We start from the raw sequence: 18976 nt of genomic DNA on the forward strand, positions 1-18976 counted from the left end.
CAGAGGTGCCCCGCTTGATTCAGGAGGCGGCAGCGCTGGCATCATCGCCAATTGTTACGCTCGCCGGAATGCTTCCATCACTTACAGGTTTGGGCGCGCAGCCTACACTTGTAAATAAGTCGATCAGCACCGGCCACGGCGCCACAGTTTGCGCGATGTATTTCAACACTGCGGCGATGATTGAAGCATTGGGTTTGGATTGGTCGGATTTACATGTGGGCGTTCTTGGTTATGGCTCAATCGGCCGTTCAAGCCTGGAGCTATGCCTGGCTAAGCTTGGTAAACCTCGAAAGGTCAGCCTCTGTGATCCGAAGTTAGACAACGGCGTGCTCAACCTTGACGAGTGTGACCTGATTCTTGGTGCGACGAGTGGGGGAGCCACGTTGGTTGTGGATGCACTCAAGCCTGGTGCGGTGGTCTTAGATGACAGTTTCCCTCAAGCATTCAAGACTGAGGATGCCAAGAGCCGAATGAATGAACACGGAGATGTACTTTTGCTCGGCGGCGGCGCTTTTGACCTCGGCGTGCTCGACAGATGGTCACCTTTTGCACAAGCATCAAATTTACGTAAACTCTACGGGGAAAGCTGGGTACCGGGTTGTCAGGCGGAAGCGATATTGCTTTCAGTCTTTCCTGAACTTGGACCGACCCAGGGGCCGGTGACGTTGGAGCGAGCATTGGTGATTTTAGAGGCGATTGAAAAACTTGGTTGGTGTGCTCCACCGCCACATCTGGGGCCTTGGGTGGTGCCAGACGCTTTGGTCAAGAAGGTTAAAGATATGCCTCGGAGTCGTACAAAATGAAAAACGTGTTGCTGACAGGAGCGAGCCGGGGAATTGGGCTCGCTTTGGGGCGGGCGATGACTGGTTCCGGTTGGAAAGTCTGGGGAACGTGCCGAAGAGATGCGGACCTTGTGAGTGAGGCCGGTGTGACGCCGATTCATCTCGACATCCAGAGTGGCCAGAATTTCGATGGTATTCGTGACAATATCTTGGAGTATACTGAGAGCCTGGATTTGATTATCCATAACGCGGCTTTGAGTTCCACAAATGACGTTGTACCGGCCAGTCAGAGTAACCTGACCTTTGGAACTTTGGACTCTGAGGGTCTCATCAACTATTTGTCGGTGAATGCATTGGCGCCTTTGATGCTTACGCAATCACTTTTGCCGCTCTTGCGAAAAGGTGAGTCGCCAACGGTGATGTGTGTTTCAACCCGCAAGGCAGCCATTACAAATGTGGTTAGCGGTGGGAATTATGGATACCGCGGAAGTAAATCTCTCTTTAATATGTGGATGCGCTTGATGGCCGTCGACCTCAAAGAAGAGGGCATTTTGGTTTATGGCGTCCATCCAGGCCATGTGAGAACACGCATGGGCGGTGAGAAAGCCCCATTGAGCCCAGAAGAATCAGCTCAAGGTCTCATGGGATTGCTCAAGACAACAACTATGGAAAAATCGGGAGCCTTCCTTCGGCTCGACGGTACAGCTCATGCTTGGTAACCGGTCAATTTCGTAGATTCTGTATTGATACCATTTGAATTTCCCAGTAACGCCCATAAGTCTCAAATCGAAATTCATTCGAGCCTGCTTAAATAATCACTTATTAAGTCCTTTCTCCCGGGCAGAATATGCAATTACGTCTATTAAATATGGCAGCTTATTGGTCTCGAATCCCAGGCGTGACTATAACTTGAAGTGAAGACCACTGGGTTCAAGGTGGACGGGAAGTGTGACGATGGGTCAGGGAATTGAATTGATGTTGGTTGGGATGGGCACAGTGTTTGCCTTTCTCACGCTTCTGGCCTTTGCCATGGAGTTTACCGGGCGATTTTTAAGCTCGGTCTTACCGGATACTGAGGTATCGACTTCTCAGAGTATACAGGTCGCTCAAGGCGCAGTGGATTCAGAGATTGCTTTGGCAATCGCTGCCGCACACAGGTTTCGTGAGGGTGGAGGGCAATAAACATGGCTAAGAAACAAGTATCTGTCATGAACACGGCTTTTAGAGATGGTTTTCAGTCTGTCTTTGGAGCGCGTGTATTTACGAAAGATTTTCTGCCTGCAGTTGAAGCTGCTGCGGATGCTGGATTTACGCATTTCGAGGCGGGTGGTGGTGCGCGTTACCAGGCGCTCTATCTTTATTGCCAGGAATCAGCATTCGATATGATGGATGCTTTTCGTAAAACGGTTGGGCCCGATGCGAATCTTCAAACCTTGGCGCGGGGCGTCAATGTGGTGGGTCTCGATTCGCAATCCAGTGACATCATCGACTTGCATGCGAAGTTATTTAAGAAGCATGGCATGACGACCATTCGAAATTTCGATGCATTAAACGATGTTCGCAATTTGAGTTTCAGTGGCCAGTGCATCGCCGATGCCGGTTTGAATCATGAAGTTGTTGTAACACTTATGGAGCTACCTCCTGGTTGTGAAGGTGCCCATACTGCGGAGTTTTACAGTGATTGTCTGAGAAACATTCTAGATGAGGGTATTCCCTTTAGCTCTGTCTGTTTTAAGGATGCATCTGGAACCTCGGTGCCGAGTAAAGTTTACGAGTCCATTAAGCAGGCGCGCAAAATGCTTCCTGAGGGGACACATCTGCGTCTACACACTCACGATACGGCGGGTATTGCCGTGATGCAGTACAAGGCAGCCCTAGATGCAGGAGCTGATGGTATCGATTTGGCCATGAAGCCGATGTCGGGTGGTACCTCTCAGCCCGACTTTGCGACGATGTGGCATGCGCTGCGTGGAACCGACTATGACCTTGGACTAGATATCGAAAAAGTGCTTGCTGCGGAAGAAGTTGCGAAGGATTGCTTGAAAGATTATTTCATGCCGCCAGAGGCTTTAGCGGTGGAACCGTTGATACCATTTTTCCCCGTGCCGGGCGGTGCGCTTACGGCAAACACCCAGATGATGCGCGACAACAACATGATGGAACGCTATCCCGCAGTGGTGGCGAAGATGGGCGAAGTGGTTCGGCGAGGTGGCTTTGGTACCTCGGTAACGCCTGTGTCTCAGTTCTATTTTCAGCAGGCCTTCAACAATGAAATCTTTGGTCCATGGAAACGCATCGCTGAAGGTTACGGAAAAATGGTCTTGGGCTATTTTGGGAAAACACCTGTGGAGCCAGATGCGGAAATTGTAGCTTTGGCGGCTGAGCAGCTCAAGCTTGAACCGACCAAACGCAACCCTCGAGAAATCAACGACGAGGACCCCAAAAAGGGCATCGCGGTTGCCACGAAGCGTCTCCAAGATGAAGGCTTAGAAGTAAACGATGAGAATATCTTTGTCGTCTCAACCTGCCTCGATAAAGGTGTCGCCTTTCTTAAGGGTGAGTCCGAAATTGGTGTTCGCAAGATCGATAAGTCGAAACCAGCGGCGGCGTCCGCTGGGTCGGACCACATGAGTGTTCAGGTTGCCGGAAAATCTTACGATGTGAAGTTTGAGGATGGGAAAGCCGTGGTCAACGGTATTGCCTACGATTACAACGTAGGTGAAGCAGGGGAGGCTTCGCCAGCGGCTGGGTCTTCAGGAGCGGCCACCGAAGTGAAAGCTGAGCTCGCGGCAAGGGTTTTTAAGCTAGAGACCTCCGTTGGGGCAAAAGTAAATGAAGGTGATTTACTACTCGTAGTCGAAGCCTTGAAGATGGAAATCGAAGTACGCTCACCGGTAACCGGCGTGATTCAAGCTCTACCGTTTGCTGTGGGTAACCAAGTCGCGGTTGGTGATACCTTAGCAGCGATTGCGGCAGGATAAATCATGGGGAACTTCGACAAACTCTGGAATGCTACAGGGCTGGCTAACTTTACAGGGGCTCAGACGGTGATGATTGCCGTGTCGCTCTTGCTGATATTCCTGGCTATTCGAAAGAAATTTGAGCCACTTTTGCTGCTACCGATTGGGTTTGGCGGGATTTTAGCCAATATCCCCATTGCGGATATCGCAGGGCCTGAAGGTTTTCTGGGAATCATATACAATATGGGTGTGGCCAACGGTCTTTTCCCATTACTCATATTTATGGGCGTGGGTGCCATGACCGATTTTGGTCCGCTTATGGCGCGGCCAAAGCTTGCTCTACTTGGAGCTGCTGCTCAATTTGGGATTTTTGCCACGCTTTTAGGTGCTCTTTGGCTCAGTGCCAATGTCAACGGTATCGACTTTACGCTTCAAGATGCTGCGGCCATCGCGATTATCGGAGGGGCGGATGGTCCCACGGCTATCTTCTTATCGAGTAAGCTCGCACCCGATTTGATGGGAGCCATTGCTGTAGCTGCGTATTCTTATATGGCCTTGGTGCCGATTATTCAGCCGCCAATTATGAAGCTTCTCACCACAGAAGATGAACGCAAAATTAAAATGAGTCAGCTCCGCACTGTCTCGCGTGGTGAGCGGGTGATTTTTCCTCTGATGGTTCTCGGGCTTTGTATTTTACTTTTGCCGGATGCCACGCCTCTTATTGGTGCCTTGATGTTTGGTAATTTGTTACGCGAGTCAGGGGTTGTAGAGCGCCTTTCAAGTGCCGCCCAAAATGAACTCATCAATATTGTGACGATTTTTCTGGGTCTTGCCGTCGGGTCAAAACTGGGAGCCGACAAATTTCTTAAGGTCGAAACCCTCGGAATCTTAGCGCTTGGCTTGGTGGCCTTTGCGATTGGTACAGCCTCTGGGGTTATTTTAGCGAAGGTCATGAATAAGCTCTCAACGCGAGACCCAATCAACCCGCTGATTGGCGCGGCGGGTGTTTCTGCGGTTCCCATGGCTGCCCGGGTCGTGAACCAGGTTGGGCTTGAGTATCGCCAAGATAATATGCTGCTCATGCATGCAATGGGCCCCAACGTATCTGGGGTGATTGGTTCTGCAGTTGCGGCCGGTGTTCTCTTGGCCCTGGTTGGTGTCTAGATCAATCAGAAGACTCCGTCGCCCCTGGGTTGTCAGATAGTCTATCAAGCTCAGATTCAACCTTTCCAATAGCTCTCATCCAACCTTAAGATAGGCTCTATGTTGAAGTCTTATTTGCCGCGGGTGTTCGGTATTCTGCTAAGTGTGACCTGTGTTGTTTTGGTAGGTTGCCACGCAGCTGAGCTCGTCACACCCGGCTGGTCAGATCCTTCGAGTCCAGACCCTATCGAGCCTCCTGAACCCATTTCAAATACTTTGAATCATAGGGAAATGTTGGTGGATGAAGGTGGTTCCTGGCATTATCTCGCACCTACTGAGGAGCCAGTTTCCACTTGGAAAACGGCTGCATTCGTAACGACAGATTGGCCATCTGGCCCTGGTGGTATTGGTTACGGGGACGATGACGACGCAACTGTGATTGAGCCAACTCTCTCACTTTATATGCGTACAAGTTTTGAGGTCATCAGCAAAGAACAGATCCTTGAAGCGAACCTTTTCATTGATTACGACGACGCGTTTATCGCTTATCTAAATGGTGAGGAGATTGCTCGAGCCGGTATTGGTGAACCTGGTGATGTTACAGCTTTCGATACAGCGGCCGAGGATTCTCACGAGGCAAGACTTGCTACGGGAGGTTTGCCTGATCGAGTCGATATTGATGTCGAACGGTTGCTTCCAGGGAAAAATCATCTGGCGGTTCAGATTCATAATACTCGGGCTGATTCCAGTGATTTAAGCTCTAGAGTTTTTATAGCAGTTGGAATGTCTGCGGAGGAGCAAACTTATTTACCGCTTCCCGATTGGTTTGATGAACCCATGACCTCGAGCGATTTACCTTTGATTTTCATTGATACCGCCGGGCAGTCTGTTCGTGATGATCCGCGAATCACCGCGCACATGCGGATTGTTAACAATGGGCCAGGGCAGCGCAATGCACTCGATGACCCAGCTACAGACTACGATGGCCGCATCAGTATCGAATGGCGTGGTTCAACCTCCCAAAACTTTCCCAAAAAGCAATATGGTTTTGAAACGCAAGATGAATCCGGTGAGAATAATAATGTTTCTCTATTAGGGATGCCCTCGGAGAACGATTGGATTCTTAACGCTCCATACAGCGATAAATCTCTGGTTAGGAATGTGTTGGCCTATGATTTAGGCAACGCCATGGGGCGGTATGCGCCGAGGACTCAATTCTGTGAGGTCTTCTTAAATGGTTCCTATGAGGGCGTTTACGTGCTTATGGAACAAGTTAAACGAGATAAGGACCGAGTGAATATTGAGCCGATGGACCCCACAGCAACCACTGGTGATGCGATTACGGGAGGTTATATCGTTAAGATTGATAAGTTTACTGGAAGCGGCGGGGAAGGTTGGGATTCGTCGATTGATCCTGAAAATTGGAACCAAGTTTATTATCAATACGACTACCCAGAGGAGCCAGACCTGAATCAGGTACAAAAAGACTACCTTGAATCGTCTTTATCTGATTTTGAGACAAAACTTTTCAACGGTGATCCGAGCTATCGTGATGCAATCGATGTGGGTTCATTTATAGATTTCATGATTGTTCAAGAGATCAGCCGTAATGTGGATGCGTATCGGTTGAGTACATTCCTACATAAGTTTCGAGACAGTGCAGGTGGTTTGATTCATATGGGACCACTTTGGGATTTCAACCTGGCGTTTGGCAATGCGGATTACGGCGCGGCGTTTGAGCCCGAGGGCTGGGCTTTCAATCAAGGGACTCCATTTTGGTGGGCGAGTCTTCTTGAGGATCCTGTGTTTGTTGGAGAACTTCGGTGCCGATGGGAGTCGCTAAGGGGAGGGTTACTCTCTGACCAATCGGTAATTGCACGCTTGGCGGCTTACGAAGAACGACTTTCTGAGTCTCAAGAGAGAAATTTCCAGAGATGGTCGATCCTCGGTGAGTACCTCTGGCCTAATAATTTTATCGGCCAATCTCACTTGGAAGAGATGGATTACCTTGAAAATTGGCTTTTAAGCCGTCTGCAATGGCTCGATTCCGGGATTCCCGGTAGCTGCCCAGCTGGAGAATAACGCATTTCCATATTCAGCGTGTAGGCCCGTGTAAGTTTGAGTAGGCGTCAGGGACTCTGGCGGTATTTCCCAAACTTGACTCAAACTAGGGTGTTTAGGACACTTTTTGGGCGGTAACAGCGGCTCAACCTTGCCCTGTTCACGAGGGTAATATGCTTGAACCATTAGGAAATAACCTTGTCGAGATTTTGCGTCGACGAGCTCAAGAACACCCCGACAAAGTGGCTTATATTTTTCTCGAAGATGGAGAGAAACGTGAAGATCCACTTACCTATGGGGAGCTGGACAGAAGGGCGCGTGCCATCGCCGCGCAGCTTCAAAAGTCTGGACTCGCGGGCGAAAGAGCGTTGCTGCTCTACCCACCCGGTCTCGATTTTATCGGTGCATTCTTTGGCTGTATTTATGCCGGTGTGATTGCTGTTCCAGCTTACCCGCCAGACCCTAACCGTATCGACCGAACCTTGCCGCGCGTGCAATCCATTGTTGATGATTGCGATGCAAAAGTTGTTCTAACAACAAGCAATCTGAAGGCAATGGCTCAGTTTGTGTTTCCCAATTCGAATATTCTTAAAGACCTTACCTGGTATGGCTCAGATGAGTTGGCCGCGAAGGGTGAGGATGAATGGGTTTTTCCAGAGCTCGAGGAAGATACCCTCGCATTTTTGCAATATACCTCTGGATCAACCGGTACGCCGAAAGGCGTCATGATCAGCCATCAGAATCTAATCGCTAATGAAGAAATGATGCGCTTGTCGTGTAAGAGCACGGCAGATGAAGTGGTGCTGAACTGGGTGCCTTTCTATCATGATTTGGGCCTGATCGGCGGTGTGCTGCACCCAATTTATATCGGTGCGAAAGCTATCCTCTTGTCACCTCTTCATTTTCTTCAGCGCCCTGTTCGCTGGCTGCAGGCGGTTACACGCTACAAGGCCACGATGAGTGCCGGTCCAAACTTTGCGTTTGAGTTGTGCGTGACGCGCATTCCGGACGAGGCTCTCGAAGGCATCGATCTGAGTAGTTGGCGGATGGCTCTTTGCGGTGCGGAACCGATTCTGGAGCACACGCTTACCCGCTTCATCGATGTCTTCTCGAAATGCGGATTCCCAGAGACGGCATTTTTTCAGGGCTACGGGCTTGCTGAAGCAGTTTTGTCTTGTACCTCAGGTTCGACAGAGGAGTTGCACAAGACGATTCGCGTAGAATCGGCGGCGCTTCAGGAGAGCCGAGTCGTGGAGACTGAGAACCCTGACAACTCTTTAGTGGTTGTGAGTTGCGGCAAGCCGTTACAGGGTCAAGAAGTTCGAATCGTTAACCAGAACACCTTTGAATCCTGTGGGGACGACACGGTGGGCGAGGTATGGCTTCGCGGCGACAACGTAGCTGGCGGCTACTGGCAGCGTGAAGAAAGTACGGTGGAGACCTTCCAGGCCACGGTTCAAGGCGAAAGCGAGAAGGTTCATTATTTACGCACGGGAGATTTGGGCTTTATTCACGATGGCGAGGTTTACATCAATGGCCGTCTGAAAGAGCTCATCATCATCCGCGGCCGGAATCATTATCCAACGGATATTGAGCAAACCATTGCTTCTTTGGAGTGGAACCATCCCGTTATTCGTCCGGGAAACTGCGCAACATTTTCCGTAGAACGCGATGGTGAAGAAGAGCTTGTTGTTTTTCACGAGATTGAGCCAAGGGCTCCTGATGGAAGCGACGTACAAGGGCGCAAACGTAAAACCAAAAAGTTCCTAAGGGTGAAAGACAAAGAGGGTGAGGCGGATCAAGATTCGTTTGACCACAATCAGATTTTCGAAGACATCCGAGACCTCATCGCTGAGGTTCACGGCATTCAGCCTTACGCCATGTTCCTCCTTTGGCCTGGAAGTGTTTCCAAAACGTCCAGCGGTAAGATTCAAAGAGCGGCCTGCAAGGCGGCGTATGAGTCTCATTTTTTAGAGGGTACAGCGGAAGCGATTTATGGATGGACTGCGAAGAAGAAATCGCGGAGTCGGCCCAAGCCCAAAGCAAAGCCTACCGCAGCTGCAAAAGAAGAGACCCCAAAAGAGGCTCCGGCCCTCGATGCGAAGGTTGCTCAAAAAGCCGATGCTCTCACAGAGCAAGGACGCATACGTACTTGGCTCATGAATACTGTGGCACAGGCTTTAGGTATGGAGCTGGCTGAAATTGATAGTTCTGCCGGTTTTGCAACCATGGGACTCGATTCAAAAGAGGCGGTATCGGTTACTGGAGAACTCCAGGATTGGCTCAAGAGACCACTCGAGCCCACATTGCTTTTCGATTATCCAAACATCGATTCCCTGGCTAAGCATTTAGCCCAGCTTCAAACGGGAATTGAAGGCAGCGACGAGGCGATTGGTTCCGTATCTCAAGTGGGCGGTGATATTGCGGTGATCGGTATGGCTTGCCGGTTACCGGGCGCAGATTCGCCAGAGAGCTTTTGGAACCTTCTTCAGGCGGGAACGGATGCCATTACAGAGGTACCAGCTGAGCGTTGGGACATCGATGCGTTTTATGACCCAGACCCAGCAGCGCTTGGCAAGATGAGCACCCGTTGGGGCGGTTTCATTCGCGGTGTAGACCAGTTTGACCCAGCTTTCTTCGGCATATCGCCTCGAGAAGCGGCGCAGATGGATCCTCAACAACGGCTCTTGCTACAGGTGAGCTGGGAGGCGCTTGAGAATGCTGGTCAGAACCCTGATGCATTGGTTGAAAGTGCGACCGGAGTATTTCTGGGAATCGGTGCGGGCGATTATGCGAGCTTACAAACCCGGTATGGAACCTATGAGGATGTGAGTGCTTACAGCGGCACCGGTAACGCGGCAAGTGCAACGGGCGGCAGGCTTTCGTATTTCTATGGTTTCCAGGGACCCAATGTTTCGATTGATACGGCATGTTCGTCATCTCTGGTGAGCATTCATCAGGCTTGTCAGAGTTTGCGGTTGGGTGAAACTCAGTTGGCGTTGGCTGGCGGTGTGAATTTAATACTTTCTCCAGAGCCAACGATATCCTTCTCCAGAGCTCGCATGATGGCCAGCGATGGTCGATGCAAAACATTCGATGATAAAGCCGATGGATACGTGCGTGGTGAAGGCTGCGGCGTCGTTGTGCTGAAGCCTCTAGACCAAGCTCTTAAAGATGGTGACCCCGTCTTGGCCGTGGTGAAGGGTAGCGCGGTTAATCAGGATGGTAAAACCAGTGGACTCACAGCTCCTAGCGGGCTGAGCCAGCAACGCGTGATCCGGCAAGCTCTGCGTGCAGCCAAGCTCGATCCAAAAGATGTAGATTATGTAGAAGCTCATGGAACCGGCACATCTCTAGGAGACCCTATTGAGCTCGGTGCCCTGGACGCGGTGTACGGGAAATCTCGAAGCGTTGGGGATCCCATCGCAGTGGGTTCTGTGAAAACCAACATCGGTCACTTGGAGCTGGCGGCCGGTGTGGCCGGGTTTATCAAAGCAGTTTTGAGTGTCCAAGCAGGAACCTTAGCCAAGACGCTTCATTTTGAGACACCCAATACCCATGTGCCTTGGGATACCATGAACGTGAAGGTGGTATCAGAGGGGCAAGCGTGGGAAGGCGTGGGGCTACGAAGAGCCGGTGTGAGCTCTTTTGGCTTTAGCGGCACAAATGCCCACGTGGTGATAGAGCAACCACCCGTTCGCAATGGAGAGAATACAGCTCCAGCGTCAGATGATGTCATGGTTTTGTCCGCTCGATCTGAGCAAGCACTCAGCGAGCTTGCGGGTGTCATGAAATCTGCGGTGAATGGGGCTGACGAAATTCAGCTTCGCGGTCTTTCACGTTGGTTAAAATCGCGAAGAGCTCGCTTTGAGCATCGCTGGACTACGGTTATTGAGAGTGCTGAACAAATCCAAGCCGATTTGACTGCTTTGGCACAAGGTGAAGCTGCTGGCGGGGTTCAATTGCACCGAACCCAGCGTAGCCGCCCGACGGTCGCATTTTTATGCACCGGTCAAGGCGCTCAGTACCGAGGCATGGCCAGAGGTCTATACGAGCATCAGCCGGTCTTTAAAGAGGCATTGGACAACTGCGCGAAGGTGTTGGACCCATTGCTGGAAGCGCCTCTTTTAAATTTCATATTCACAGACGACCCAGCGGACGAACGTATCAATCAAACGGGTAATACGCAGCCAGCCTTGTTTGCTCTTGAATACGCAATGGATAAGCTCTTGGCGGCCAATGGTATACGCCCGGATGTAGTCATGGGTCACAGCGTCGGAGAGTTTGCGGCAGCCGTGATTGCAGGGGTGATGAGTCTTGAAGACGGTGCAAAGCTCATCGCTGCTCGCGGACGTTTGATGCAGAGCTTACCAGAGGGCGGCGGGATGCTAAGCGTCTTTGCCGACGAAGCAGATGTATTGCCGGCCCTGAAAGGTTTCGAGAAAACGATTGCTGTGGCTGGCCTGAATGCTGAAGGACAAACTGTTATTTCGGGCGATGTCCAAGATTTGGCAACGATCAAGGCAGCTTTGGCTGAGGCAGACATAAAGGCCAAAGAGCTTAAGGTTTCACACGCGTTTCACTCGCCTTTAATGATTCCTATTTTGGAAGATTTCAAAGCGGTTGCATCGGAGATAACATTTTCAGCACCTCAAATTGCTTTGATATCAAACCTGGACGGCAAGGTGATGCAAGCAGCGCCCGATGCCGATTATTGGGTGAACCATATACGTCAAGCGGTTCGCTTCAAGGCGGGTGTGGATACTGCTCTTTCCATGGGTACGACGGTCTTTGTTGAAATTGGTCCGAATCCAACGCTTACCGGCTTAGTCAAACGTATTGCTGGTGATACGGTCGTTCTAGCAGCGCCCTTAAAGCGAAAACGAGATGACCAGGAGCAGTGGCGCAAGGCCATCAGCACATTGGTTGCCACTGGCGCCGATACACCAAGTACAGCGCTTCAGCCTGAGGTCACACTTCCGAACTACCCATTTGATAACAAGCGCTATTGGTTCAGGGAGGCCACTGGGCTGCCTGCGCCGAGAGTGGCTCTTGCCGGACACCCTATGGTGGGGCGCTTACTGGACTCTCCCGAAATCGACGGGTCTGTATATGAAACTGTACTAACCAGTGACGACCCAGACCATATTGCGGACCATCGACTATTCGGTGTGACCGTAGCGGCGGGTGCTACCCACGTTGCCATGGTTGGGGCTGCGGTCGAAGAAGCTTTAGGTTGGGAGAGGTGTACCATTGGGCCAGTCTATTTCCAGAGGCCGTTGGTCGTGCCTTCGGAAGGCGGCGTTCGTGTACAGATAAGCGTTCAGGCAGGATCCGATGCTCACCATCGCTCGTTTCGAATTTTTAGCGAGAAAGCGGGCGAATCAGATTGGGATCTTAACAGCTACGGAACCATCACCGAAGACACCGAACCCGCGGAATTCGATGCCATCGATAACAGCGTATTGGCGGGCGAGCGAGGTGCTGCTGATTTTTACGATGTTTATTGCGCGCAAGGTTATGACTTAGGACCGAGTTATCGTTGGGTTGAAAGTATTGCGTTTGGACATGGCCAAGCGAAAGCGATTTTGAAGCATCCCGAGGGCATTGCTCCGGACGGTTTTAGAATTCATCCGGGTGCCATGGATGCAACCTTCCAGGTGCTTGCGCAATGCTTGGAGAGTCAACTGGCAGTCGATTCAGACACGGTGTTTCTCCCATTTGAAATGGGCAGCGTGTTTTTAGGTGCCAGTCCTGACGACCACTTGCATGCATCTGTCCGCGCCTCGATATTGGAAGGCGAGACCGTTCAAGCAGATATTCAAATCACGAATGGCGATGGAGCAGTTGTTTTCAGTGTGGCAGGCTTCAAAGCACGCCGTTCCACACGGGCCCAGTTGCGTGCATTACTTGACCCAAGTGGGCACTCAGCATTGCATCAGGTGGCTTGGGAACAAGACCTTGACCAGTTGGCAGCCTTAGAAGACAGTGCCGCGGTTTTGGTGGTGACGGCCACAGGTGAAGTACCACAGACATGGCTAGATGCCGGTGTAAAACTGGGTGCTACCCTGACGGCCACAGGTCTTGATTGCGACTTTAAGAAAGCGCTGGCGAATAACGACTACCATCGAATTCTCTTTGCCGCAGATGCCGCTGCTTCTGATGAAGCTTCCTACACATCCTTAATGGCTATGGTGCAAACGCTGGCGGGCTTGTCCGCGCAGGAACGCCCAAAAGTTTGGTTATGCACCAGAGATACTCAGAAAGTGATTTCGAGCGATCAAGTCTTGGGTTACCACCAAGCAGGTTTATGGGGTGTGGCGAGAGTTTTAGGTCTAGAGATGCCAGGCCTATTAGGCGGTGTGGTTGATTTAGACGCTATCGGCGATGCGTCGGAAGGTAGCCATCTTTTAGGCGAGGTGCTTCGAATTGATGCCCATGCAGACCAAGTGGCCTTTCGCGGCGGCAAGCGGCATGTCCCATCTCTGGTTCAGGCTAAGGCTCATGAAGGTTCGGCCTTCAGTGTCGATGGAGCAGGGGCTCACCTGATTACAGGTGGGATGGGTGCATTGGGGCAGGTTTTTGCTAGGTGGCTCATTGAACGCGGTGCCAGCTGTATCATTTTATCTGGCCGAAGACCTCGCAACGCAGAAGTCGAAAAAGTAATTCAGAGCTTGCATACGGACTCTGCCCGAGTGGATTACGTTCAAGCAGACTTAGCCGACCCGAATGATGCGTTCCGGTTGATTGAGCGCATTGAGAAACGCCACGGTAGTGTGGTGGGCATTATGCATGCCGCCGGGGTCCTGGACGACGGTATGATGACCGGCCAGAGTTGGGAACGATTTGCCCGTGTAATGGGACCAAAGGTTCAGGGTACGGAGTACTTATTGGCCGCAGCAGAGGAACTCTCACTGCAGTATTTGGTTCTGTGTTCGTCTGTTGTTTCTGTGCTGGGTTCTCCGGGCCAATCCAACTACGGGGCTGCCAATGCGGTGATGGACGCTCTAGCACATCATTTCTGCTCACAAGGTCAAAACTGCGTCAGCCTTAACTGGGGTCCTTGGGCAGCAGGCGGCATGGCTACGAGTGTGGATGAGTCTACGGTATCAGCATGGGCCGACCGAGGCGTGTCGATGATCGAAGAGTCGCTTGGGCTTTCCTGTTTGGAGAGTGTGCTCATTGGCGGCGAGGCGCAGGCGATGGTTCTGCCTGTGGACTGGGAGAAGTTTGTTGCAGGATTTCCTGAGGGTTCAGAGCCAGCGGTCGTTCGGACCATGGCGAAAAAGATTCGTCGGGCATCGGTTCCAACCTCGTCATCAAGACCGACCAGTACGCTCTTGAGCGACCTGCGTAGGGCCGGTGTGAATGAGGCTCCGGGCCAACTGGCTGAGCATATTCAGGAATCGCTTGCTTCTATTTTACAGCTTTCTTCGCCGTCTGAACTTGCGATGAATGTGGAGCTTTCCGAGAGTGGCATCGATTCTTTGACTGCGGTTGAGTTTGTAAACCAGGTGAATAAGGACCTGAGTTTGTCTCTTCCGGCTACTCTCTTATTCGAACATACCACGATTGAAGCACTTTCGTCTCATATTGCCACACAGATTGATTGGGTCGGTGATAGCGAGGAAGAAGCTCTCGAATCCCAGAGTAGAGAAATCACTCAACCTCTGTCTTATGCGCAGAAGCGGATGTGGTTTTTTGAAGAGCTTTTCCCGGGCAGCCCACTGTATCACATTCAAGTTGGTGTATCGTTTAAGGGTAACTTTCGTGAGCAGGCTTTACGCGACGCTTTAAAGGCCTTGGTGGCTCGGCATGAGTCTTTGCGAACCGTGTATTTAAACGATGGCGGTCAACCAGCTCAGAGAATTCTTCGAGATTTACCTATTCCGCTGCGACTTGGTAATATTGCGAACCTTTCAGGCGATGCCTTTGAGCAAGAGCTGGCGGAACTTAAACGCGAGGATGGCAATAAGCCTTTTGATTTTACGAGCGGTCCCTTGCTCCGCGGGCTCCTGGTGAAGGTGTCTGACGATACTCAAAACTTTTACTTAACGCTTCATCACATCATAGCTGATGGTTGGTCTGTTTCTCTCTTACTGCGTGATTTAGGTATGCTTTATGATGCCTATGCGCGGCAAGTGCCACCGGCTCTTCCAGAGCTACCTTTGGGGTATCTCGAGTATTCGACTTGGCACAATCGGCATATGCAAGGAGAGGTCCTCGAGGACGGCATTGAATTTTGGATGAAGGAGCTTGCGGGTCAGCGTTCGATGACCTTGCCAAGTGATGGTGTCCAACCCGAGAGCGGTACGTTTGAAGGCGTTAAAGTTCCATTCTTTATCTCGCCCAAACTTATGGAGTCGGTGAAGGCCACCGCACGAGAGATGGATGCTACTTTGTATGTGGTCTTGCTCGCTGCTTATAAGGTTTTGCTGGCGCGTTATAGCAATGCCACCGATATCGCGGTTGGCACAGCCCTAGGCGGGCGAACACGCCAAGAGTTTCAAAACTTGGTGGGAATGCTTACCAATACGCTACCCGTTCGTACCTCCATGGTTGAAGAGCCGACTTTACGGGAGTTGGTCTCGAGGGTACGCCGCAGTAGTTTGCGAACTTTTGCTCATGAAGATGTACCTCTGGATATCTTAGTCTCGAGAATGGCGCGTCATCGTGATGCTGAACACAATGCAGTTTTTCAAAGTATGTTCATTCTCGAGAACCTGCCAATGCCAGACCTTGCATTGCATGAGGTCGAAATAGGACTCCTCATGGATGCACCTGACGGGTCCATTGATGGCACAGCTAAGTTTGATCTCTCCCTGGTACTCTTGGAGAAGTCTGGTGGGCTGCAAGGTAATTTCGAAATTCGCAAAGGGCTGTTTTCCGATGCCAAGGCGCAGCGGTTGGTTGAGCATTTTGAAGCAATTTTGCAAGCCATGACGCATTCACCCGATATGGATTTGTGGGCGGTTCCACTTATCGATGACTCGATTGTAGAGTCTGGAACTCTGCATGGTGATACGCCGAAGGCACTTGCTCAATATTGTAGCGACTTGGTGGATAAACCTATTGACGCTTTGAGCTTACACGTGGTGCAGGCCTTTGATACGTCGGCGCCCATTGGTGTGGATGGAGAACTCTCTTATACGGCTGCTGGAGGAACGCGGGTTTCCACGGGCTTTCGGGCGCGTATAGCAGAAGATGGGTCCATTTCTATCCTGAAGACCAGTGATGGCTTTTTATGGCAAAATGGTGTGCTGGTTTCTCTCGATATGATGAGAGCAAATCTTGCCGCCGAATCTCAAATATCTGAATGCTGCATTCTAAAATCGGGGCATCTTTCGGACGGTGAAAAAGCTATCGCCTATGTGGTTTTAGAGCAGGGCACCGAACTAGGGTCGTTTTTGGGTGAAACCATTCCGGCATTGCTCGCCGCAGAAGAAGGCCCAGATGATGTTGTTACCGTTCGCCGTTTACCACTCAACACGTTGGGTGAGGTGGACGAACAGGCGCTGCGTTTACTTCCAGTGTTTTCGTCGGAAGACCTCAAGACCTTCGAGAAGGTGCTCCGTACGGAGGCTGCAGACGCCAACATAGCATTGATTCGGCAAGAGAAAAGGCGGGCATCTCATCCACTTCATGTGAGTGATATTGCCTCGGTTTGGCGCTCAGATATGTCGAGTTCGCTTAACGAAGAGCTTGTTCAATCAGAAGAAGAAGCCATAGACGAAAGCACCGTGGCACCGGCCTATTCAAGTGGTGGGCCGTTGGAGGTGGATCCTGATTTGCCGACCACGCTCACTCAGGCGTTGATTCGAACGGCTAAAATCCATCCTGATAAGGGTGTGATGTTTATCGATGTAGATGGCAATGAAGATTTCATGCCTTATGCGCAGCTTCTCGAAAATGCGAAATATATGTTGGCCGGTTTTCAGGCATTGGGAATGAAGGCTGAAGACCGTGTGATGCTACAGGTAGACAACCTACGAGATCACTTCACTTGTTTCTGGGGCGCTGTCCTCAATGGCATGGTGCCCGTAACAGTCGCTGTTGCCCCAACTTACAAAGATACGAATGCAGTCGTTACCAAACTCTACAATACTTGGGAGCTCTTAGGGCATCCTCCAGTCGTCACGAGCTCTCATTTGGTGGGGGACCTCGAAGGTTTAGAGACTGTGATGGGAATGAAGGATATTCGAGTTCTTGATGTAGAGAGCTTGAAGCATGCCACGCAATCGGAAGATATCTACGACGCCAAGCCAGAAGACCGAGTTTTCTTCCAGCTGACATCCGGAAGTACCGGGGTGCCGAAATGCATTCAGGAAACGCATCGCGGTATCATCGCACACGCTCATGGTTCAGCTCAGTTTAACGAATACACCCATGAAGACAGTACACTGAACTGGTTGGCTGCAGATCACGTGGTGCCGATTCTAACCTGTCACTTAAAAGATGTATTTCTGGGTATGAACGAGTACCAGGTTAAGACTCAGTATGTGCTCAGTGACCCACTCAACTGGTTGCGTTTGATGGACAAGTACCGCGTTACAACAACGTGGTCGCCAAACTTCGGTTTTAAACTGATTTCAGAGAGCTTAGTGGGGCAAGACGACCTCAAGCTAGACCTCTCGTGTGTGCGTCATTTTATGAACGCTGGTGAGCAGGTCACTTTACCCGTTGTGAAGGGCTTCCTAGAGGCAGTGCAGCCTTTCGGGGTTCCACAAAAAGCGATGCAACCAAGTTTCGGTATGGCCGAAGCCTGTACTTGCATGACCTTTTGCAATGACTTTTCGGTTGAAACAGGTGCCAAGTTCTTTACCAAAGCATCGCTCGGTAATGTTTTGAACCCTGCCAATGGATCCGATCCGCACACGATTAATTTTATTGATTTGGGTCCACCGGTACCTGGCATTGAAATTCGAATTACCGATGGTGAGAATAAGCAGGTCTGTGAGCGTAAAATAGGACGGTTTCAAATCCGTGGCCCGGTGATAACCCCCGGATACCTTCACAATGACAAAGCGAATGCCGAGGCGTTTGTGGGTGACGATTGGTTCAATTCAGGTGATTTAGGCTTTATTCACGAAGGCCGTCTCTACCTCACGGGTCGTGAGAAGGAGATGATTATCATCCGCGGTGCCAATTTCTATTGTTATGAAATTGAAGACATCGTGAATGCTATGGATGGCGTATTACCAACCTTTCAGGCCGCATGCCCAATCAATGATCCGGAAACAGGGACCGAGGGACTGGCGATTTTCTACACGCCGAAGGCAGATCGAGAAGGGCACCCGTACGAGCTGATTTCCTTGATTCGCAAAGAGGTGACGGAAAGATTGGGTGTTACACCGTCTTATATCGTACCGCTTACGGAAAAGACTTTTCCGAAGACCACGAGTGGCAAGATTCAGCGCTCAAAGCTAAGTAAGGCATTAATCGGCGGCGATTTTGATGCTGAGCTACGCAATATAGATCTCTACCTCGGCAACGAAAATACGATGCCCGACTGGTTCTCAAAGCGAGCTTGGATGTTGCGGTCTGCTCCCGAACAGAAAGTTGTGCCGGAAGGTACAGTCATTGCCTGGATGGATGAAGCAGGGCTAGGCGAGGCCTGGCTTAAAGGAATGCCTGATGCTGATGTGGTGCGTCTCTACACACGCAGTGCACCGCGCCGGCGAACAGAGCCCTGTTATGTGGTTGACCCCACCGACTCGAAGGCCCTGGAATCTATCCTTGCAGAGCACGGCCAAAACGGCAGCTTAATGCTGGTGAACCTCATGGGGTATGGGCAACGGGTTTCTAAAGTATTTACGGCAGACCAGCTTCAAGACGATTATTGGCAGATGCTGGGATACCATTCCGCCTTGGCAAAAGCCTTAAAAACAGTCGATGAGAAAATCCCTGTTGAGTATTTTGCAGTGGTCAGTGGTGTACTGGGTGGAGGTGCCAACCATCCAGCCGCGGCAAGCTGTTTAGGCTTGGTGCAATCTTTACGACAAGAATTTGCGGCGCTTCAAACAAGAGTAG

The 18976-nt window shown here is 51.0% G+C and carries 7 protein-coding genes; all 7 read left to right on the forward strand.

The features are described 5' to 3' along the window. A partial coding sequence (locus HOK28_12975) for a hypothetical protein (GenBank protein ID MBT6434005.1) occupies window positions 1–803 on the forward strand: 803 nt, incomplete at its 5' end. Further along, window positions 800–1501 (forward strand): SDR family oxidoreductase, encoded by a 702-nt coding sequence (locus HOK28_12980; protein ID MBT6434006.1) that lies wholly within the window; start codon window positions 800–802, stop codon window positions 1499–1501. The genes HOK28_12975 and HOK28_12980, both read left to right, overlap by 4 nt. Window positions 1502–1736: 235 nt before the next feature. After that, complete coding sequence (locus HOK28_12985; GenBank protein ID MBT6434007.1) at window positions 1737–1964, forward strand: oxaloacetate decarboxylase; 228 nt, start codon at window positions 1737–1739, stop codon at window positions 1962–1964. 2 nt (window positions 1965–1966) lie between these two features. Further along, on the forward strand, window positions 1967–3763 hold the full coding sequence (locus tag HOK28_12990) for a biotin attachment protein (protein ID MBT6434008.1): 1797 nt from the start codon (window positions 1967–1969) through the stop codon (window positions 3761–3763). Window positions 3764–3766: 3 nt separating this feature from the next. Further along, complete coding sequence (locus tag HOK28_12995) at window positions 3767–4906, forward strand: sodium ion-translocating decarboxylase subunit beta (protein MBT6434009.1); 1140 nt, start codon at window positions 3767–3769, stop codon at window positions 4904–4906. A gap of 99 nt (window positions 4907–5005) precedes the next feature. Next, on the forward strand, window positions 5006–6967 hold the full coding sequence (locus tag HOK28_13000; protein ID MBT6434010.1) for a CotH kinase family protein: 1962 nt from the start codon (window positions 5006–5008) through the stop codon (window positions 6965–6967). Between the two features lie 152 nt (window positions 6968–7119). Beyond that, window positions 7120–18976: SDR family NAD(P)-dependent oxidoreductase (locus HOK28_13005; GenBank protein MBT6434011.1), on the forward strand; the 11857-nt coding region annotated here is incomplete at its 3' end.

It is taken from the genome of Deltaproteobacteria bacterium (assembly GCA_018668695.1).
GTDB lineage: Bacteria > Myxococcota > XYA12-FULL-58-9 > XYA12-FULL-58-9 > JABJBS01 > JABJBS01.